Below are 19181 nucleotides of genomic sequence, written 5' to 3'. Positions count from 1 at the left end.
GCGCCGACCCAGAAGTGGCCGCCAGCGCCCTTGGGGCGGATGGCCACGCCCCACGCGTTGACCATGTCGGGCAGGGTGAACGGCGCAGAGTAGCTCTCGCCGGTGGCGGCGAGGTTGGTCTGGGTGTAGTTGTTGCCCGGCAGCGCCTCGACGGTGTCTTCGCTCGTCGACGAGGTCGACGACGTGCACGCGACGCTCACGACCAGCGTGGTACCCAGTGCCACGGCCCAGCCGGATCTCGTCCTGATTGTCTGCATCTTCATGCGGGGGCTCCTCTCGTTGACCAGGGCGCGTTGCCTAGTGCTCGGCGTTCCAGAATCCGATCCATACCGCGCCCCACCAGCAGATCTGGGAGACCAGTGCGGTTGATGCGCCCCACACCATCAGTCGACGGGTGAGAGGAATCGAAACGTGTTGGGCGATACGTCTACTCAGGATGAGGGCCTGAAGTCCGTTGATCGTCAGAACCAGGACGAGGCTCACCTTGGTCCGTGTCAGGCCAGACGCGAGGTTGGGCTCGAGAAGTGATCCGCTGGCAATGAGGCCCGCGAGGCCCGCCCAAATGGGCAGGTGGAGCCGACTGGCGCCGGCGATCGCCTCGGCGAGGGTGCAGCGGCCGGACAGCCAGACCAGCACGAGGTAGTCGGCGACCAGTACCGCGCCGAACCCGAGCACGAGCGACGCCAGGTGCACGAACAGCGCAACGGTGTGGAGCGTCGGGTCGACGTCAACGTGTGTGGAGATCCACAAGACACCCGCGATCACCGAGGACGCCGCGAGCGCGGCAGCCGCGATCATCCACCACGAATCGTGCAGTGCGTGTGGCCGTTCGGGCACCGCGGCGAGCCAGCTCGATGGCCGCTCAGACGCGTTCGAGAACAGTGCTTGGTGATGCGGGGGCCCCCACGTCACGGCCTCGGGGCGAGGCCTCGGCCGAACGACGACGGGCAGGGCGGCCGGTGGGGGAGGAAGGATGTCGGGCTCGGACTGGTCGTGTCCTGCGGTACCGACGAGGTCGGGGGTGTCGTACACGGGAATCGATCCTGACGGGTGGGGCGGGCGAGAAATCGTTGCCACGCGGCGCTTTCCGCCGCGAAGTGTGCTGAGAGCTCCGCGGCTCCGGACGGGGAGCCGGTGGTTGGCGCGCGCTGCCCCGGACGCCAACCACCGCCGATTCGCTGCTAGCTGCCGAACCCGCCGAGGAGGCCGTCAAGGCTGAAGTCGGCGCTGCCGCCTGCGGCGGTGCCGCCCGTGACGGTGACCCGTACCGGGGCGATCGGGTCCTGGTAGTCGACGTCGCCCTCTTCCTTGCACTTCGTGCGGACCTGGTACTCGCCATCCGGGAAGGCGGCCGACGTGCCGGTGCCCGAGGCGTTGGTCAGGACCTGGCCGACCACCATCGTCGGACCTTGGACGAGGAAGCTCTCGCCGACCTTCGTCGTCTTGTCGAGAACCACGGCGTCGCCGCGGTAGACGGTGCCCTCGCACTTGACGAATGCCTTGGTGGTGTTGAGCCCGCTGATCGAGGTCGTGATGGTGCCCTTGCCCGCGTTCGCCTGCACGGTCGCGCCGCCAGTGATTGCTGCCGAGCCGATCGCCGGGCTGACGACCAGCGCGAGCGCCGACAGGCCGGCGATGGTGCCGGCACCGGCGAGGCGACGCTTGGTGAAAGTTGCCATGGAGTGCTCCATTTCGTGGGTCACCGTGCCCATGCACAGTGGATTCGACCTCGCGCACGAACGGCCGGTTCGGCGACCTTTCGGTCGAAGCCGGCGCCCGCACGCGAGTTAGCTAAGGGTGTCCTATGTGAGGACCGCCTTAGTTAAGATGTTCGTCGACCCGAAGTCAACCGATGTGGCTCCAGTCACATATGGGCATTTGTCCAGGTAGGGCTCTTGAGATCCGCCTGGCCGACACCTTCTCGATCGTCCGAGATCGCCTGATCACTCAGCCCTCGACGTCGAGTGTCGGGAAGGGCTGAGGCGCACGCAATCGGATTCAACTCGGTGGATCATGGTGCTGGTGAAGCTGAATGCGGGGCCGTCACGGCATCCGGTGGCGGTGTGGCGGGAGTTGCGCCGGGTTGGCGCGCTGTGATGACCGTTCCCGCGCCGCCGGTCCCGCCTCGGTGGCGGATGTGGCCGCTCTACGCGGCGGGTTTCACCACCGCGTTCGGCGCACACGGCATCGCGGCGAACCTGGGGTCGGCGACCGGGGACCTGCGCGGTTCACTGCTGTATCTGGGGTTGTTGCTGGCGTTGTACGACGGTGCCGAGGTGGTGTTGAAGCCGGTGTTCGGGTCTGTCGCGGACCGGGTCGGGGCACGTCCGGTATTGATCGGCGGGTTGATCGTCTTCGCCGCAGCCTCCGCGGTTTTCGTCGTGGTCGACGACCCGAGTTGGCTGTGGCTGGCCCGCCTCGGCCAAGGCGCGGGCGCATCGGCACTCTCGCCCGCCGCGAGCGCCCTGGTCGCCCGAATGCACTCGAAGGCGAAGCAGGGCAGGGCATTCGGTAGTTACGGGTTCTACAAGAGCATCGGCTACACCCTGGGGCCGCTGCTCGGCGGTGCCATCGTATGGGTCGGCGGGCTGTCGCTGCTGTTCGCGGTGATGACGGTCCTCTCGGTCGGGGTGGCAGTGTGGGCGGTATGCGCGGTCCCGGCGGTTCCGCCGCTCCCGCGCGCCAGGCAAACCCTCGTCGACCTGGCGCGGCGCCTATCGGAGGGGTCGTTCCTGCGCCCGACCGCCGCACTCGCGGCCGCAACCGCCGCCCTGTCGGTTGGTGTCGGATTCCTTCCCGTGTCCGGGGCTGCGGCCGGCCTCGGACCGGTGGTCACCGGTGCCGTGGTCTCGCTTCTCGCGGCGAGCGCCGCGTTGGTGCAGCCACGCGCGGGACGGGCGTTGGATGACGGGCGTCTGCCGGCCAGGACCGGGATCGCAACCGGACTGGTGATCGCGGCAGCCGGACTGGGTTGCGCCATGCTGCCAGGTCTGACCGGCGTACTGCTTGCCGCGATCGGGATCGGGATCGGTACCGGCCTGATCACACCGCTGGCTTTCGCCACCTTGGCTGCCGCCACCCCCGATGAGCGGATGGGCCAAACGATGGGTGCCGCCGAACTCGGCCGCGAACTCGGCGACGCGGGCGGACCCCTGCTGGTTGCCGGTGTCGCTGCAGCCGCCACGCTCACGGTCGGCTATGCCGCCCTGGCCGTACTCATCGCGGTCGCCCCCACGGCGATGGCCCGCCGATCCCGGCGCGCGGGCGTGGGCTGACCTCGGCTCTGGCCCTCGAGTTCGATCACAGTCACCGTGGGGAGGCGGAATCCTCTTGGGCTTCGGATCGACTGGTAGCGGGCCTCGATGGCGCCGGCTGCGCGGGCGGGCAGCAGGCATCGCCCGGGGTGTGCTCCGCGGGGGCGACGCTCACGTGGACCGGCCCTGTGGTGACGGGTGCGCTGGTGAGTCCGGGCAGGGTGGTGGCGCGGGCGGCGCGGATGGCGTTGGCGATGACGAGGACCTCGGCGAACTCGTGGATGAACACCACCGTGGCGAGACCGAGCACACCGGTGGCGGCCAGGGGTATCAGCACCGTGATGATCGCGAGCGAGAACCCGATGTTCTGCACCATGATTCGGCGGGCGCGGCGGGCGTGGGCGAGGACCTGGGGCAGGTGACGCAGGTCCTCGCCCATCAGGGCGACGTCGGCGGTTTCGATCGCGACGTCGGTGCCCATCGCCCCCATTGCGATACCGACGTCGGCGGTGGCGAGGGCCGGCGCGTCGTTGATGCCGTCGCCGACCATCGCGACCCGGCGGCCATTCGCGAGGCTCGGCAGCAGGTTCGCCTTGTCCTCGGGAAGCAATTCGGCGTGAACGGTGGTGATGCCTGCGCCGGTGGCCATGGTGTGGGCGGTGCGCTCATTGTCACCGGTGAGCATGGCGACGTCGACGCCGAGTCCGCGCAGCCGGGCGACGGCCTCGGCGGCTTCGGGGCGCAGCTCGTCGCGGACGGCGATCGCCCCCAGCGCCGATCCGTCGCGCTCGACGATCACCACCGTGGCGCCCGCTCCCTGTAGCCCCGTGACGTCCGCGGCAAGTGCGCCTGCGTCGATCCATCCGGGCTTGCCCAGACGCAGCGTGCTGCCGCCGAGGGTTCCGGTCAGTCCGTGGCCGGGCACCGCGGTGACGTCGTCGGCGGGGGTCACGGGCAGGTCGGCGGCGGCGAGGATCGCGGCAGCGAGGGGGTGCTCGCTGCGCGCCTCGAGCGCCGCCGCGGCGGCGAGAATCTCGGCTTCGGGGGTGCCGGGGGCGGTGACGATGGCGACGACCTGCGGGGTGTTGCGGGTCAGGGTGCCGGTCTTGTCGAGGGCGACGACGCGGATGCGGCCGAGTTCCTCCAGCGCGGCGCCGCCCTTGATCAGGGCGCCGTGCCGGCTCGATGCCCCGATCGCGGCGACCACGGTGAGTGGGACGGCGATCGCCAGCGCGCAGGGGGCGGCCGCGACGAGCACGACGAGGGCGCGTTCGATCCACAGCATCGGGTCCCCGAACACGGATCCGATGCCGGCGACGAGTGCCGCGAGGATCATGATCGTCGGGACCAGTGGCTTGGCGATGGTGTCGGCGAGGCGCTGCCCGGCACCCTTGCGGTCCTGGGCCTCCTCGACGATGTGCACGATCCGGGCGAGGGAGCTGTCGGCCGCGACGGCGGTGACCTCGACCTCGATCGCACCGCCACCGTTGATAGCCCCGGCGTACAGCTCGTCGCCGGGCCCGGCCTCCACCGGGACCGACTCGCCGGTGATCGCGGACAGGTCGAGGCTGGTGCGACCGACACGGATCACGCCGTCGGTTGCCGCGCGTTCGCCCGGGCGCAGCAGCATCCGATCGCCGAGGGCGAGGTCGTCCGGCGCCACGGTCGTTTCCCTGCCGGCGCGCAGGACGGTCGCGGTGGGAGGGACCAGCGACAGCAGTGCCCGCAGTCCGCGGCGGGTGCGGGTGACGGCGTCGTGCTCGAGACCCTCGGCGACGGAGAAGAGGATGCCGAGCATCGCTGCCTCGGGATACTGACCGAGGGCGACCGCACCGACAGCGGCGATTGTCATCAAGGTCCCGACCCCGACCCGGCGGTGCCGAAGATTCCTCAGGGCGCCGGGCGCGAATGTGGACGCGGAGACCACGACCGCGGCGAGTTCGAGCGCCGTTGCGGCAGGGCCGATTCCGGCTCGTCCGAGTGCCCACCCGGCGGCGAGTAGGACCGCGGCCGTTGCCGCGCACTGTAGCTCGCGGACGTGCCACAGCCGTCCGGGACCGTGGTCGGGTTCGGCGGTGTCGGCGGGCGTCGGCCCGCAGCAGGCATCAGACATGCTCGGTCTCCACGGTGTCGGCTCGGGTGTCGGCGGAAGAATCGCCGACGACGGCGTCGACAAGGGCGCGCCCGCGGGTGGTCAGTGCGTACATCACCAGCCGGCCCTGTCGGCGGGAGGTCACCAGGCCGGCGATCTTGAGCTGCCGCAGGTGATGCGACACGAGGTTCTGTGCCTGCCCGACGACCCAGGCCATGTCGCACACGCACAACTCGTCGCCGGAGCGCAGCGCGGTGGCGATCGTCAGGCGCGTGGGGTCACCGAGCGCGCGGGCAGCGGCAGCGGCCGGCTCGATGATCGCCGGGGTCGGGAGCCCGGCCCGTATCCGCTCCGCGTGCGGGAGATCCAGGCAGAGCAGGTCGCAGGTGTCCACCGTGCCATCAGTCATATCAATATCCTAATGGGTATTGATATGAACCGGAACCCGCGCCGACGTGGCGATATCAACATCCGTTAGCGTGTCGCCATGTCTCATTTGCGCTGTTCGCCCGAAGATCCTGCTTGGCCGGCGGTCGTCGCGTGAGTCGGGGAGTGAAGATCTCGCTGGCTCTGGTGGCCGTGTTCGTCGTCGCCGTGGCGGCGATTCTGCTGGTCGGTCGATCGGGTGGCGATTCCGATGCGTCCGCCCCCGGAGGTGGTGCCGGTGCGGTGGTGCGGCCGGACAGTCACCGGATCTCGTCGGCACCGGAGGGCAGCCCGACGTTCGTGGAGTTCCTCGACTTCGAGTGCGAGGCCTGCCGGTCGGTGTATCCCGCGATCGAGGAACTGCGGGCCGGGTACGGGGACCGGGTGAGCTTCGTGGTGCGCTACTTCCCGATGCCCGGGCACTTCAACGCCGAACGGGCGGCCCGAGCAGTGGAAGCCGCTGCGCAGCAGGGCAAGTTCGAGCAGATGTACCAGAAGATGTACGAGACGCAGAGCGAGTGGGGCGAGCAGCGGGTGCCCAAGGACGACGTCTTCCGTGGCTACGCCGCCGATCTCGGACTCGACATGGCGGCGTTCGACGCCGCATACGCCGACCCGGCGACCGCGGCGCGAGTCGCGGCGGACGTCGCCGACGGCAAAGCCCTCGGAGTGCAGGGCACCCCGACGTTCTTCCTCGACGGCCAGCGGTTCTCACCCGCCACCTACCAGGACCTGACCGATGCGCTCGATGCCGCCCTCCGCTGACACCGCTGCGGCGCCGACGGTGGCGGAGCCCCGTGGCAGTGCGCCGTTCGATCGATCGCTGCCCTGGCTGCTGCTGATCGGCGGGCTCGTCGGCCTGACGGCCTCATTCGTGCTCACCGTGGAGAAGTTCTCCCTCGCAGCGGATTCGGACTACATCCCATCGTGCAGCCTCAATCCGGTCCTCAACTGTGGCTCGGTGATGTCCACGACGCAGGCGGCGGTGTTCGGGTTCCCCAACTCACTGCTCGGCATCGCCGGGTTCGCGGTCGTCGCGGCCACCGGCGCCGGACTCCTTGCCGGTGCCCGCTTCGCCCGCTGGTACTGGCTGGCCCTGCAACTCGGTGTGACCGCGGCGGTGGTGTTCGTGCACTGGCTGATCGCGCAGAGCCTCTACGTCATCGGCGCGCTGTGCCCGTACTGCATGGTCGTGTGGGCCGCGGTCATCCCGGTCTTCTGGTACGTCACCCTCCGGAACCTGCACCACGGCACATTCACCCGGCCCATCCGCGCGGAAGTCGTGACCGCGGCCGGGAACCACCTGATCCCGGTGACCTTCTGGTTCCTCGCCGTCGCTGCGCTGGTGGTCCACCGCTTCTACTCGTATTGGTCCGGTCTGCTGTAGCCGACCTGTCAATCCGTGGTGGGTGTGGACTGGCGGTCATAGACGGCGTCGTGATGTCGGACTATTTCGAGGGCTGTCGGATCTACGCCGTTCTCAAGGCCGGCGACGAGTGAACGGGTAAGAGCTGTCAGCGCTTCGGCTCCCACAGGTTCCTCCGCGAGCATGGGCACGACCGCATACCGGCCCGGGTGGCCGGTGGTGATGGCGTCGAGTTCGTAGACCTCGGCCGCGGCACGACGCCGCAGAAGTGCGGATGTCGGGCGCGCGGCGGCGAGGGAATTGTTGACCACCCATGCCCACGGGTGAATTCCGGCGCGTTCGAGATCGGCCTGCAGGCCGGCGGCCTCTAGACGAGGGGTGGTCTCGGCGAGGGTGACCAGGATGACCTTGGTTTCCTGCGGGTTCTGCAGCCGCATCAGTGGGGTGGTGAAGTTCGTGTTCTCGCCCATCTGCCTGGCGATTTCGCGGTGGTAGGAGCCGGTGGCATCGAGCAGCAGCAGGGTGTGCCCGGTCGGGGCGGTGTCGACGACGACGAACTTGCGGCGGGATTCGTGGATCACCCGCGAGAAGGCCTGGAAGACAGCGACTTCCTCGGTGCACGGGGATTTCAGGTCCTCGGCGAGGTTCGCGCGGCCCTGATCGTCGAGGGCGGCGCCCTTGGTCGCCAGGACCCGGTTGCGGTACTGGGCGGTGGCCTCGGCCGGGTCGATGCGCGAGACCTCGAGTCCGTCGACGCTGCCGTCGAGGGTGTCGGCCAGGTGCGCGGCGGGATCGGTGGTGGTCAGGTGGACCTGGTGTCCGCGCTGCGCGAGGGCAACCGCGATCGCGGCGGCGACGGTTGTCTTGCCGACCCCACCCTTGCCCATGCACATGATCAGACCGTGGTCGTCGGCGGCGAGCTCGTCGACCAACCTCGACAACGGCGCATCGGCAACTTCGAGTCCACCGGGGCCCGCGGACTGCGACTCGTCAACCGGCGCGGTGGTCGGGGCGAAGAGCGATTCCAGGGCTGCGATGCCGACCATGTTGGTGGGCTTGAGTTCGACCTCGTCGACGGGCAGGGTCCGCAGGTTTGCAGGCAGTGTGTCGAGGACGGCCTGTTCGCGGTGGTAGATCGCCGTTTCGAGGGCGTCTTCTCCGTCTGGGGTGGGCAGGACGCCGTTGACGACGACGTACTGATGGGCAAGCCCGATGTCGGCGAGTTCGGTGTGGGTGCGGGCGATCTCCGCGATCGGCGCCCGCTGCGCCCGGGTGACCAGGACCAGGCGGGTGCGGTTCGGGTCGGCGAGAGCGTCGACGGCGTCGGCGTAGGTGGTGCGCTGCTTCTCGAGCCCGGCGAGCGGACCGAGGCAGGACGCGTCGCCCTTGCCGTCGTCGAGGAAGTCGGTCCACGATCCGGGGAGCTGGAGCAGCCGAATCGTGTGCCCGGTCGGGGCGGTGTCGAACAGGACGTGGTCGAACCCGGCGGTGACGCCGTGGGCGTCGGTGAGCAGGGCGGTGAACTCGTTGAACGAGGCGATCTCGGTGGTGCACGAGCCCGAGAGTTGTTCGGTGATCGAGGCGATCTCGGTCTCGGGCAGCAGACCGCGGACCGGCCCGACGATGCGTTCGCGGTAGGCGTCGGCGGCCTGCTCCGGGTCGATCTCGAGCGCTGAGAGACCCGGAACGGCTGGAACCTCGGTGATGGTGTTGCCGATGCTCATGCCGAACACCTGACCGACGTTGGAGGCAGGGTCGGTGCTCACGAGCAGCACCCTGCGGCCGGCGCGGGCGAGGGCGATAGCCGAGGCGCAGGCGATGGAGGTCTTCCCGACCCCGCCCTTACCGGTGAAGAGCAGGAACCGGGGCGGGTCGTCGAGAAACTTCATGCGGGCAATCCCTTTCAGCAGCAGTTCGAGTTCGCCGCGTCGTCACCGCAGCAGGAGCCGTCGTCGCCGGTCTCGGCCAGGCCCAGCATCGTGATCCCGGCCGGCGCGGCAGCAGGGGCAGGGGAGTCGAGGCCGGCCCACTTCGCGAGCTGGGCCCGGTCCGGGTAGCGGCCGGTCTGGGCCGTGACTCCGTCGACCAGGACCAGCGGCAACCCCTCGGATCCCGAGAGCCTGAGGAACGCGGTGACCGGTTCGCGCTGCGTGAAGGCCAAAGGTTCACTGGCCAGGTTGAACCGAGCGATGTCGCCGCCCTGGGAGCGGATCCAGTCCATGTCTGCGGAGAAGGTGACAAGAGCCTGGTCGACGTCGTCGCCGCAGACGCCCGTGTTGCAGCACAGGGCAGGCTCGAATACTTCGATGGTGCTCAACGGATCTCCTGTTGTTCGGTGGCCGACTCGTTCTGGAGCCGGGCGGCGAGGTCGGTGACGCGGGCGGCGATGTCGTCGCGGACCAGCCGCATGCGTTCGAGGCCGTCAATGCCGCGTTCGGACGGTTCGTCGGTGTCCCAGTTCTCGAATCGAGTGCCGGGGACCGCGTCGACGTGGGCTTCGCGGCCGAGCGTGACGACCAGGTCGACCTCCCGGACGAGCTGGGGGTCGACGAGTTTCGGGGTTTCACCGGTGATGTCGACGCCCACCTCCAACAGGGATTCGGCCGAGAGCGCGTTGACGGCAGAGCCGGGTTTCGTTCCGGCCGAGTGGATGTCGACGGTGACGCCCGCGGCGGCGCGCATCAGCCCGGCTGCCATCTGCGACTTGCCGCCGTTCTTGACGCACACGAACAGCACAGAGGGTCTGGCCATCGAAGGGTCCTTAGTCTCAGGCGGTCGCGGGGACGAGTTCGGCGATCAGGGCTTCGACGCGGGAGCGGATCTCGTCGCGGATCGGGCGAACCGCCTCGACACCCTTGCCGGCCGGGTCCTCGAGGGCCCAGTCGCGGTAGCTGACCCCGGGGAACACCGGGCAGGCGTCGCCGCAGCCCATCGTGATGACCACGGTCGAGGACTCGACCGCGTCGGCGGTGAGGACCTTCGGAGACTGTGCGGAGATGTCGATCCCGACCTCGGCCATCGCCTCGACTGCGGCGGAGTTGATGGTTTCGGCCGGGGCGCTGCCCGCGGAGCGGACCTCGATCGCGTCGCCGGCGAGGTGGGTGAGGAATCCGGCGGCCATCTGGGAGCGGCCGGCGTTGTGGACGCAGACGAACAAGACGCTCGGGGCGGTGGACATGCGGTGGTCCTTTCGGGAAGACGAAGTCGGTCAGGCGGGCACGGTTGTCCTGGTGAAGCGTTTGCGCAGCGCGAGTGAGACATAGACGAGTCCGACGAGGACCGGGACCTCGATCAGCGGTCCGACCACCCCGGCGAGCGCCTGCCCGGAGGCGGCGCCGTAGGTGGCGATGGCGACGGCGATGGCGAGCTCGAAGTTGTTGCCCGCTGCCGTGAACGCGAGGGTGGTGGTGCGCTCGTAGCCGAGCCCCATTGCGGCGCCGAGGGCGTAGCCGCCGCCCCACATCACCGCGAAATAGACCAGCAGCGGGATCGCGATGCGGACGACGTCGAGGGGCTGGGAGGTGATCTGGTCGCCCTGCAGGGCGAAGAGGATGACGATGGTGAACAGCAGGCCGTAGAGGGCCCACGGCCCAATGCGCGGAAGGAACTTCGACTCGTACCACTCACGGCCCTTGGCCTTTTCGCCGTAGCGGCGGGTGAGGTACCCGGCGAGCAGCGGGATGCCGAGGAAGATCAGCACCGACTTGGCGATCTGCCACGGCGAGGTGTCGATGGTGGTCTGTTCCAAGCCGAGCCAGCCGGGCAGCACCGAGAGGTAGAACCATCCGAGGACGGCGAACATGAAGACCTGGAACACCGAGTTGATCGCGACCAGGACGGCGGCGGCCTCCCGGTCCCCGCAGGCCAGGTCGTTCCAGATGATGACCATCGCGATGCACCGGGCGAGGCCGACGATGATCAGCCCGGTGCGGTACTCGGGCAGATCGGGCAGGAAGATCCAGGCGAGGGCGAACATCAGCGCCGGGCCGAGCACCCAGTTCAACACCAGCGAGCTGATCAGCAGCTTGCGGTCGCCGGTGACGGTGTCGAGGCGGTCGTAGCGGACCTTCGCCAGCACCGGGTACATCATGATCAGCAGGCCGAGGGCGATCGGCAGCGAGATGCCGTCGATCTCCACCGCGCTGAGCATGTCGCCGAGTCCCGGGATCACGTTGCCGAGCAGCAGTCCGGCGACCATCGCGGCGCCGATCCACACGGGTAGGAAGCGGTCGAGTGCGGAGAGCTTCCCGACGACGGCGGGGTGCTCTGCGGTCGTGGCCTCGCTCATGCGGGGACCTCCGCGCACGCCTCAGACGGGACGGTTGGTGCGCTCTCGGTGAGGAGGACCGCCGAGAGCTGCTGGAGCGCTGACGGGACCACCCAGTAATAGACCCAGGTACCGCGGCGTTCGCAGTCCAGCAGACCCGCCTCGCGCAGCACCTTGAGGTGATGCGAGATCGTCGGCTGCGACAGGTCAAACGACTCGGAGATGTCGCAGACGCAAGCCTCGCCGCCGGCGTGGCTGGCCACCAGGCTCAGCAGCCGCAATCGCACCGGGTCTCCGAGTGCCTTGAACATTCGGGCCAGGTCACCGGCCCAGTCCTGCGTCAACGGCTCACGAACGAGCGGTGAGCAGCGCACACCGCTCTCCGAGGACTCTTGATTCGACATGCATCAATATTGACAGACGTCGAATTACTCCGCAACAAACGTCTTCGGATCGCTACTCGCCACCTGACCTCCCTGAACTCGGGTGATCGTGTCGGCGACAAGGGCAATCTCACCGTTAAGCGGCAAGGTCTCGGCTCTCACTGGCTCGGGTGGCTGAGGCACTCAGTCGAGGGTGAGCTGGTGCCGATGGAAGTCGAAGTGGCGACCGGGGTATCGGTACAGCTGCTCGAGGGTCATGTAGTCGGCGAAGAACGGGTCCCATCGTGTCGGGAAGTGCATGCCGCGGCGCAGCGCATCGTCGGATTCGTTCGCGAGATGCTGCTGGAGGGCGGCAATGACCTGGTCGCACCTACGTCCAATTCGCCGGTGATCGAACACTCGCGCCGCCAGGCACGACCCGCGGTAGTTGACCTCGTCGAACGCCGGGGTCGCGGCGTCGAGCGCCCTCGCGAACAGTCGGCTCGCGCTCTCGGGTAGTCGCGAGAACATCCTCACCAGCACGAGAAGCCGAACGACGACCATGTAACCGAAGACCATGTGAAACAGCAGCTGTTCGTTCGTCCAGCGGGTGCCGTTCGAGGCGCGGTCGAGGTTCTGGGTACTCGCGCCCTCGACCAGCTCGTGCAACGCAACCCGGGCACGTTCGAGGTCCTCGGCTATCGATGCGCGGTCCACCGGTTCCTGTTTGATCATCTGTGTCTCCGTCGTGGGCCATCCGTGTCTCATTGTCGGCCTGTAGATTCCGACGAGCCACGGTCGTAGGCGAGACAATGCGCCTGCTATCCCTTTGCGCTCGAGCGGCGCTCGAGGAAGACAGTGTCGCGCCACTGGCCGTCGAGTTGGGCGATGCGTTCGCGGACGCCGACGGTGCGGAATCCGGCGGAGTGGTGCAGTGCGATCGACGCCCGGTTCTCGGGGAAGATCGATGTCTGCAGCGTCCACAGGCCGTCCTGGTCGGCGGCGACGACCTGGGTGGTCAGGAGCGTTTTTCCGACCCCGCGGCCGCGCATGTCCTCCGCGACGTACACGGAGTTCTCGGCGACCCCGCGGTAGCACTCGCGGCTCGAGACCGGGCTGAGGGCGGCCCAGCCGACCACGGTGCCGTCGATCTCGGCGACCCAGCGGTGCCCGGGCAGCCACTGCGCGTCGAGCGCCTTGCGAGTGGGGACTTCGGTGGCGAAGGTCGCTGTGCGAGTGGCGATGCCCTCGCCGTAGATGCGGCGCACGGCGTCCCAGTCGCCGTCGCGCATCGGGCGGACGGTGACGTCGGTGGGCAGGTCTTCTGGGCAGCACGGGCGCGGGGCGAGCACACCCATCACGACGTCTGCGGCCTGCGGCAGTCCGGTGCAGCAGGAGGGGTTCACCACGACGATGGTGCTGGTGCCGTCCTTGTGGACGCTCACGAACCCGACGTCGGCGAGCTTGCGGACGTGGTGCGACACGGTCGGCTGACCAACCCCCAATGCTTCGGCCAGCTCGCCCACCGAGATGCCGGCCGGGTGGCTGGCGACCTGATGCAGCAGCCGCACCCGCGTCGGGTCGGCCAAGCAGGCAAACCAACCCGCGTAGGTCGTCGCATCCTCGGGGGCCAGCGCGTCTGCCCCGGCTGGGTGGGTGGGCCGGATGACCGGCATGTCCAGGGAGGTCATGCCCCAACTATATCGATCTTCATCGATGGTTGCATCCATCGATGAGCATCGATATAGTTTCCTTGGAATTGATCGATGAGCGTCGATGAAAGGAAGTTGCGATGAATGACCTGCCCGTTGTCGTTGTAGGTGCCGGCCCGATCGGCCTGGCGGCTGCCTCGGAGTTGCGTGAACGCGGCCTCGCGCCGCTCGTCTTCGAGCGCGGCGCGACCGCCGGCTCGGCGGTCGCCGAATGGAATCACGTCCGACTGTTCTCCCAGTGGTCGGAGCTGGTGGATCCGGCGGCACGACGACTGCTCGAACAGGCCGGCTGGACCGCCCCCGAGGCGAAGACCTACCCCACCGGCCGCCAATGGGCGAGCGACTACCTCGTCCCGCTCGCCGCCGCGCTCGGTGACACAGTGCAGTTCGACACGGAGGTGATCGGGGTGGCGCGCGCCGGCCGCGACCGGGTCGTCGACGCCGGCCGCGACACCGAGCCCCTGTCCGTGCACATCCGCCGCGCCGACGGATCCGAGGACCGGATCCTCGCCGGCGCGGTGATCGACGCGACCGGCACCTGGGGATCGCCGAACCCGCTCGGCGGTGAGGGCCTGCCCGCCCTCGGCGAGCGTGCGGCCGCGGCCCATATCGATTACCGCGTCCCCGACCTCGAGGACCCCCGAGTCCGCAACGAGTACGCGGGCAAGCACACCGTCATCGCCGGTGCAGGCCACTCGGCTCTGACCGCGATCGTGGCCCTCTCGGCACTGGCGGCCGAGGCGCCGGGCACCCGGATCGCGTGGGCGCTGCGTCGCGGCGATGTCGGATCCACGTTCGGAGGCGGCGAGGCCGACCAGCTCCCGGCCCGCGGAGCCCTCGGCCTGCGTGCGAAGAAGGCCGTCGACGACGGGGTGCTCCAGGTGGTGACCGGATTCCGCACCGGCGCAGTCGAATCCAACGGCGCCGGAACGGTGGCGCTGGTCGCCGACTCCGGCCAGCGGATCGAGGATGTCGACCGCGTGGTCGCGCTCACCGGGTTCCGGCCTGACCTGTCCTGGCTGTCGGAGATCCGCCTCGGGCTCGATCCGGTCCTGCAGGCCCCGGTCGAGTTGGCGCCGCTGATCGACCCGAACGTGCACTCCTGTGGCACCGTCTATCCGCACGGCGTCCGCGAGCTCAGCCACCCCGAACCGGGTGTCTACCTTGTGGGGATGAAGAGCTACGGTCGCGCACCGACGTTCCTCGCGATGACCGGCTACGAGCAGGTCCGCAGCATCGCCGCGCACCTCGCCGGCGACGCGGATGCCGCGCACCGAGTCGAGCTGATCCTGCCCGAGACCGGGGTGTGCGGCGGAGCGGGAGTGTTCGACGAGCCCGACGCCGCGGCGGCCGAGGGTGGCGGTTGCGGCGCCGCGCCCGAGCCGGAGCTGGTGACTCTCTCGCCGGTCGCTGGTCGGTAGGGCGCCGTGACCGCGACGACGACGGCCCCGCCGCAGACCGAGACCCTCGACAGGTCCGGGCTGCGGCGGGTGCTGGCCACGCTGTGCCTGACCGAGATCACCAGCTGGGGGATCCTCTACTACGCCTTTCCGGTTCTCTCGGTGGCGATCTCACACGAGAGTGGATGGTCACCGTCGGTGATCGTGGCCGCGTTCTCGATCAGCCAGCTTGTCGCCGCTCTCGTCGGGATCCCCGTCGGACGACTCCTCGATGCCGGCGGACCTCGAACGGTGATGACTGCCGGATCGGTGCTCGCCGTCCCTGCTCTGCTGGTCGTGGCCTGGTCACCGAACCTGCCCGTCTTCTACGCGGGCTGGGCCCTGGCCGGGGTGGCAATGGGCGCGGTGCTCTACCCGCCCGCGTTCGCAGCGTTGACCCGTTGGTACGGCGCCGACTACGTCAAGGCGCTGATGATCCTGACCCTCGCCGCGGGACTGGCGAGCACCGTCTTCGCGCCGCTGGCCGCGGCGCTCGTCGAGCGATACGACTGGCGCGCAACCTACGTCGTCCTCGCTGCCATCCTTGCCGCTGTCACCATTCCCGGGCACTTTCTGGGGTTACGCGGCCGGTGGCCGGACCCACCCTCGCATCCAGGCGCTTCCGCGGTCGATCACCGCGACGCGTCCCGCAGCCGGGCCTTCGCCGCACTGGTGATCGCGCTGAGTCTGGCCGCCTTCGCCGCGTTCGCCGCCGTGTTCAACCTCGTGCCACTGCTCATCGAACAAGGCTTCAGCCCCGGCCTCGCCGCACTGACCCTCGGCCTCGGCGGCGCCGGTCAGGTCCTCGGACGCATCGGCTATCTCCCCATCGCCGCCCACACCGGCCCCCGCGGCCGCGCCGTCGCGATCATCGCCGCGACCGCGGCGACAACGGCACTGCTCGGTGTCGTCGACGGCGTGACCGCATTGGTCTCCGTGGCGATCGGCGCCGGTCTGGTCCGCGGTGTCTTCACGCTCGTCCAGGCCACCGCCATCACCGACCGCTGGGGCGCAACCCATTACGGCCGCCTCAACGGGCTCATGTCGGCACCCATCGTCATCGTGATGGCCCTTGCGCCGTGGGCAGGCACCGCACTCTCTTCGTGGACCGGAAGCTACGCCCGCACCTACCTCGTCCTCGGCGGGATCGCCCTCCTCGCCGCGGTGTTCGCCGCCGCCGGCGTGCCGCGCCGAACCGCCTGATTCGACGGCGGGTGCGTCCAATTCGCGACTGGTTCGTCTGAGGAAGCGAACTCCTATCCACACCGGGTGGGAGCACACCTTCCGAGAGGAACCTTCGATGACCACCCACCTGTCCACTCAATTCGCCGGAGACCACCGTGGGGGTGTGCGATGAGCGCCCGGGCCGTCGTGGTCGAGGACCTGCATGTCGCCTACGGCAAGACATGGGCCCTGGACGGCGTCGACCTGGAAGCGGCCGCCGGGACGACACTCGGGGTGCTCGGCCACAACGGAGCAGGCAAGACGACCCTGATCCGCACGTTGACCACGCTGGTGCGCCCCACCATCGGCCGCGTGCAGATCGAGGGCCTCGACGTGGTCGGTGACGCCACCGCGGTGCGTCGCCGGATCGGCGTGACCGGCCAATACGCCGGACTCGACGAGTTCCTCACCGCTCGCGAGAACCTGGAGCTGATCGGCCGCCTGACCGGGCTGCGGCGCACCGCTCGCGCCCGGGCCGACGCGCTGATCGACCGGCTCGGGCTGCACGAATACGCGACCCGGCGGGTGGGGGAACTCTCCGGGGGCTCGCGTCGCCGGATCGATCTCGCCGCCAGCCTCGTCGGATCCCCGTCAGTGCTGTTCCTGGACGAGCCGACCACGGGCCTGGACCCCCTCGCCCGAGCGGGACTGTGGGAGGTCGTGGACGAGCTCACGGCCGCGGGCACCACGGTCGTGCTCACCACGCAGTACCTGGAGGAAGCCGACCGGCTCGCCGACCACGTCGTGGTCCTGAGCCGCGGCAGGGTCGCCGCCCGCGGCACCCCTACGGAGCTGAAACGGATCGTCGGCGGCAAGGTCCTCAGCGCCACCATCCCAACCGGCCAGATCGCCAATCTGCCGTTCATCCCGGATACCGATCGGGTCGACGGCGACCGGGCTCGGGTGTCGGTCACCGTCGACGACGCTGCCGCCGCGACCGCGCTGGTCGCAGACCTGCACCGCGGCGGCATCGAGATCACCGACCTCGACGTGACCTCGCCGAGCCTCGACGACGTCTTCACCCACCTCGCCCACACCACAGGAGCCCACCGATGACCACCACTACGCCCTCGATCGAGCGTTCCCCGATCGGGAACCAGCTCGCCGCCCTCACCGTCCGCAACCTGCGCACCAGCGCCCGCGTCCCGCAGCTGCTGATGTTCTCGCTGACCATGCCGATGGCAATGCTGATCTTGTTCAGCCAGGTGTTCCGCAGCGTCGCCGCCGGACCCGGCTTCCCGGCCGGGGTCAGCTACATCGTCTTCCTCACCCCGGCGATGCTCGCCGTCTCCACCGTGATGGCCGGCACCAACGCCGGAGTCTCCGCCGCGATCGATCACACCAACGGCCTCCACGACCGCTTCGCGGCACTGCCCATGCGTGCGGCGCTGCCGGGGCTGGCTCGCACCATCAACGAGGCCGTCTTCACCCTCGCCCGGGCTGCGCTGCTCGGGATCGCTGCCGTGGCATTGGGTTTCGAGTTCTTCGGCACCGCACTCGATGCTGTCGCCGCGGTCGTGGTGCTGGTGACGCTGGCCGGGGCGATGAGCGCCCTGTTCGGGTTGATCGGGGACCGGCTGCGCCGACCGGACGTGGTGCAGTTCGCCGGGATGATGGTGATGATGCCGCTGATGTTCATCTCGAGTGCGTTCGCACCGCTCGAGACCATGCCCGGCTGGATGCAGGCCATGGCGACGGTGAATCCGGTCGCGCACGCCACCGACGCACTGCGTGCGCACGTGCTCGGTACCGCCACCGTCGGGGACACCGTTTCAGCCCTGGTCGCGGCGATCGGGTTGTGGGCCGTGGTCACCGCGGTCCCGGTTCTCACCCGACTGGTTCGGTCGGCACGCGCCCGCTGAGACGACACACCCGCCCCGTCCTTCCACCTACCAGGGAAAGGGCGGGGCGCGGTTCTTCGTGTGCGCTGTCCTTCCGGAACCGATCAGAGTTCTGGCCCCCACCCCGGTGAACGGGGTAGGGGCCAGAAAGTCGCTGCGGTCAGCGGATGCGCCCGGCGCGGGCGTCGGCGCTCATACGGCGGTGTCGAGCAGATGCAGTTCCTCCGCCACGATCAGATCGACCTCTTCGCTGGTCAGATCCGACAACAGGTGTGTGGTGAGCATCGCTCTCACCTCCTCATCACGCTTCTGCTGGTTCGTCGAACCGGAGAATCCGGAATCGACATCGACACTCATACAGACGAGGCACCCCGGATTCGGACGCAGCGTGCGTCCGATCGCGGTCACTGTCGTCGGTACCTCTGCGAGAAACCTGAACTGAGGGGTCGCGACCGCGCCGCCAGGCGGGGATGCTGGAAGCGGAGAGGAACCAGAATCATGAGCGAGGACACGGCCACCACGACGACACCCCGATCGGAGTCAGCCGATCTCGACCAGCTCTGGCGCAACTTCTCCAGCGACCTGCGGGCCTTCATCGCCCGCCGGGTCTCGCGTCCCGAGGACGCCGACGACATTCTGTCGATCGTCTTCCTGCGGATGGCCAAGAGCCTCGACAACCTGCGCGAGCAGGACCGCATCCTGGGCTGGATGTATGCGATCACCCGCAATGCGATCACCGACTACTACCGGTCCGCGCCCCATCGCCGCGAGCTGGCCGTCGACACCGTCCCCGACGATCCCTCCGCCGGCGAGCCGGACGCCGACGAGGCGGCTGAGAAAGAACTCGCCTCCTGCCTGGGGCCGATGCTCTCGCGGCTGCCCGCGGAGCAGGCCGCGGCGGTGAAGATGGTCGACCTCGACGCCCGAACCCACGCGGCGGCCGCGGGTGAGGCGGGAATCTCGGTGTCCGGGATGAAGTCTCGAGTCCAACGCGGCCGCGCCGCCCTGCAGGCCCAATTGCACGCCTGCTGTCAGATCAGCCAGGACCGGACCGGCCACGTGCACGACTACCAGCCCCGCAGCGGATCGTGCGCCTGCGGCGCCACCTCACCCGCGGGCCAGTAGACCAGCACGCCCGCTCGGGAGCGGCGGACGGACGAGGTCACCCGAGAAGACGGCGGCGCGGTGCGAGCCCATT

Annotated in this window: 21 protein-coding genes and 1 pseudogene; 8 read left to right on the top strand and 14 right to left on the bottom strand. The window is 69.1% G+C overall.

Features of this window, described 5'->3' with window-relative positions:
- From RM1_RS14715 to RM1_RS14705, 3 genes and pseudogenes are all read right to left on the bottom strand, one after another.
- Positions 1-263: pseudogene (locus RM1_RS14715) on the bottom strand (TIGR03118 family protein); the annotation flags it as partial.
- A 34-nt stretch (positions 264-297) separates the two neighbouring features.
- The gene (locus tag RM1_RS14710; protein ID WP_245816347.1) at positions 298-1032 is read right to left on the bottom strand and encodes a hypothetical protein; all 735 of its coding nucleotides are present in this window, start codon (positions 1030-1032) and stop codon (positions 298-300) included.
- A gap of 149 nt (positions 1033-1181) precedes the next feature.
- Entirely contained in the window at positions 1182-1679 is a 498-nt protein-coding gene (locus tag RM1_RS14705) for a hypothetical protein (protein ID WP_143069479.1), read from the bottom strand.
- Positions 1680-2096: 417 nt separating this feature from the next.
- Here RM1_RS14705 and RM1_RS14700 point away from each other — a divergent pair, with 417 nt between their 5' ends.
- On the top strand, positions 2097-3275 hold the full coding sequence (locus tag RM1_RS14700) for an MFS transporter (protein ID WP_072752266.1): 1179 nt from the start codon (positions 2097-2099) through the stop codon (positions 3273-3275).
- A gap of 31 nt (positions 3276-3306) precedes the next feature.
- Here RM1_RS14700 and RM1_RS14695 read toward each other — a convergent pair whose 3' ends face one another.
- Together RM1_RS14695 and RM1_RS14690 are read right to left on the bottom strand one after the other, a co-directional pair.
- A complete protein-coding gene (locus RM1_RS14695; RefSeq protein ID WP_072752264.1) occupies positions 3307-5367 on the bottom strand; it encodes a heavy metal translocating P-type ATPase in 2061 nt (686 codons plus the stop codon).
- Entirely contained in the window at positions 5360-5755 is a 396-nt protein-coding gene (locus RM1_RS14690) for an ArsR/SmtB family transcription factor (protein WP_072752262.1), read from the bottom strand. The genes RM1_RS14695 and RM1_RS14690 overlap by 8 nt, the downstream gene beginning before the upstream one ends.
- Before the next feature lie 131 nt (positions 5756-5886).
- Here RM1_RS14690 and RM1_RS14685 point away from each other — a divergent pair, with 131 nt between their 5' ends.
- Both RM1_RS14685 and RM1_RS14680 read left to right on the top strand, forming a co-directional pair.
- Complete coding sequence (locus RM1_RS14685; RefSeq protein WP_072752260.1) at positions 5887-6537, top strand: DsbA family protein; 651 nt, start codon at positions 5887-5889, stop codon at positions 6535-6537.
- Positions 6512-7159 carry a vitamin K epoxide reductase family protein gene (locus RM1_RS14680; protein WP_072752258.1) on the top strand — a complete coding sequence of 216 codons (648 nt, stop codon included), beginning with the start codon at positions 6512-6514 and terminating at the stop codon, positions 7157-7159. Before RM1_RS14685 ends, RM1_RS14680 begins: the two co-directional genes overlap by 26 nt.
- 8 nt (positions 7160-7167) lie before the next feature.
- Here RM1_RS14680 and arsA read toward each other — a convergent pair whose 3' ends face one another.
- From arsA to RM1_RS14640, 8 genes are all read right to left on the bottom strand, one after another.
- On the bottom strand, positions 7168-9027 hold the full coding sequence (gene arsA, locus RM1_RS14675; protein WP_083576730.1) for an arsenical pump-driving ATPase: 1860 nt from the start codon (positions 9025-9027) through the stop codon (positions 7168-7170).
- 14 nt (positions 9028-9041) lie between these two features.
- Positions 9042-9455 (bottom strand): arsenite efflux transporter metallochaperone ArsD, encoded by a 414-nt coding sequence (gene arsD, locus RM1_RS14670; protein ID WP_072752257.1) that lies wholly within the window; start codon positions 9453-9455, stop codon positions 9042-9044.
- Entirely contained in the window at positions 9452-9889 is a 438-nt protein-coding gene (locus RM1_RS14665; RefSeq protein WP_072752255.1) for an arsenate-mycothiol transferase ArsC, read from the bottom strand. The genes arsD and RM1_RS14665 overlap by 4 nt, the downstream gene beginning before the upstream one ends.
- Before the next feature lie 16 nt (positions 9890-9905).
- Positions 9906-10316, bottom strand: a complete 411-nt coding sequence (locus RM1_RS14660; RefSeq protein ID WP_072752253.1) for an arsenate reductase ArsC — start codon at positions 10314-10316, stop codon at positions 9906-9908.
- A 30-nt stretch (positions 10317-10346) separates the two neighbouring features.
- The gene (gene arsB / locus RM1_RS14655; protein ID WP_072752287.1) at positions 10347-11426 is read right to left on the bottom strand and encodes an ACR3 family arsenite efflux transporter; all 1080 of its coding nucleotides are present in this window, start codon (positions 11424-11426) and stop codon (positions 10347-10349) included.
- The gene (locus RM1_RS14650; RefSeq protein WP_072752252.1) at positions 11423-11809 is read right to left on the bottom strand and encodes an ArsR/SmtB family transcription factor; all 387 of its coding nucleotides are present in this window, start codon (positions 11807-11809) and stop codon (positions 11423-11425) included. The genes arsB and RM1_RS14650 overlap by 4 nt, the downstream gene beginning before the upstream one ends.
- A gap of 162 nt (positions 11810-11971) precedes the next feature.
- Positions 11972-12502 carry a DinB family protein gene (locus RM1_RS14645; RefSeq protein ID WP_072752251.1) on the bottom strand — a complete coding sequence of 177 codons (531 nt, stop codon included), beginning with the start codon at positions 12500-12502 and terminating at the stop codon, positions 11972-11974.
- 86 nt (positions 12503-12588) lie between these two features.
- Positions 12589-13458, bottom strand: a complete 870-nt coding sequence (locus RM1_RS14640; RefSeq protein WP_072752250.1) for a helix-turn-helix domain-containing GNAT family N-acetyltransferase — start codon at positions 13456-13458, stop codon at positions 12589-12591.
- Positions 13459-13559: 101 nt separating this feature from the next.
- Here RM1_RS14640 and RM1_RS14635 point away from each other — a divergent pair, with 101 nt between their 5' ends.
- The 4 genes from RM1_RS14635 to RM1_RS14620 all read left to right on the top strand — a co-directional run bounded on the left by RM1_RS14635 (position 13560) and on the right by RM1_RS14620 (position 18004).
- A complete protein-coding gene (locus RM1_RS14635) occupies positions 13560-14900 on the top strand; it encodes an NAD(P)-binding domain-containing protein (protein WP_072752249.1) in 1341 nt (446 codons plus the stop codon).
- 6 nt (positions 14901-14906) lie between these two features.
- A complete protein-coding gene (locus RM1_RS14630) occupies positions 14907-16121 on the top strand; it encodes an MFS transporter (RefSeq protein ID WP_072752248.1) in 1215 nt (404 codons plus the stop codon).
- 150 nt (positions 16122-16271) lie between these two features.
- Positions 16272-17198 carry an ATP-binding cassette domain-containing protein gene (locus tag RM1_RS14625; RefSeq protein WP_072752247.1) on the top strand — a complete coding sequence of 309 codons (927 nt, stop codon included), beginning with the start codon at positions 16272-16274 and terminating at the stop codon, positions 17196-17198.
- Complete coding sequence (locus RM1_RS14620) at positions 17195-18004, top strand: ABC transporter permease (protein WP_072752246.1); 810 nt, start codon at positions 17195-17197, stop codon at positions 18002-18004. Before RM1_RS14625 ends, RM1_RS14620 begins: the two co-directional genes overlap by 4 nt.
- Positions 18005-18175: 171 nt before the next feature.
- On the opposite strand, the gene RM1_RS14615 is transcribed toward RM1_RS14620, so the two are convergent.
- Complete coding sequence (locus RM1_RS14615) at positions 18176-18391, bottom strand: hypothetical protein (RefSeq protein ID WP_072752245.1); 216 nt, start codon at positions 18389-18391, stop codon at positions 18176-18178.
- A gap of 90 nt (positions 18392-18481) precedes the next feature.
- Between RM1_RS14615 and RM1_RS14610 the strand changes: the two genes are divergently transcribed.
- Positions 18482-19108 (top strand): sigma-70 family RNA polymerase sigma factor, encoded by a 627-nt coding sequence (locus tag RM1_RS14610; protein ID WP_072752244.1) that lies wholly within the window; start codon positions 18482-18484, stop codon positions 19106-19108.
- The last annotated feature ends 73 nt before the right edge of the window (positions 19109-19181 follow it).

The organism is Rhodococcus maanshanensis NBRC 100610 (assembly GCF_001894865.1).
GTDB classification, from domain to species: domain Bacteria; phylum Actinomycetota; class Actinomycetes; order Mycobacteriales; family Mycobacteriaceae; genus Rhodococcus_G; species Rhodococcus_G maanshanensis.
Note: the sequence above shows the minus strand (reverse complement) of the source record. Positions and strands in the feature narration are given on the sequence as shown.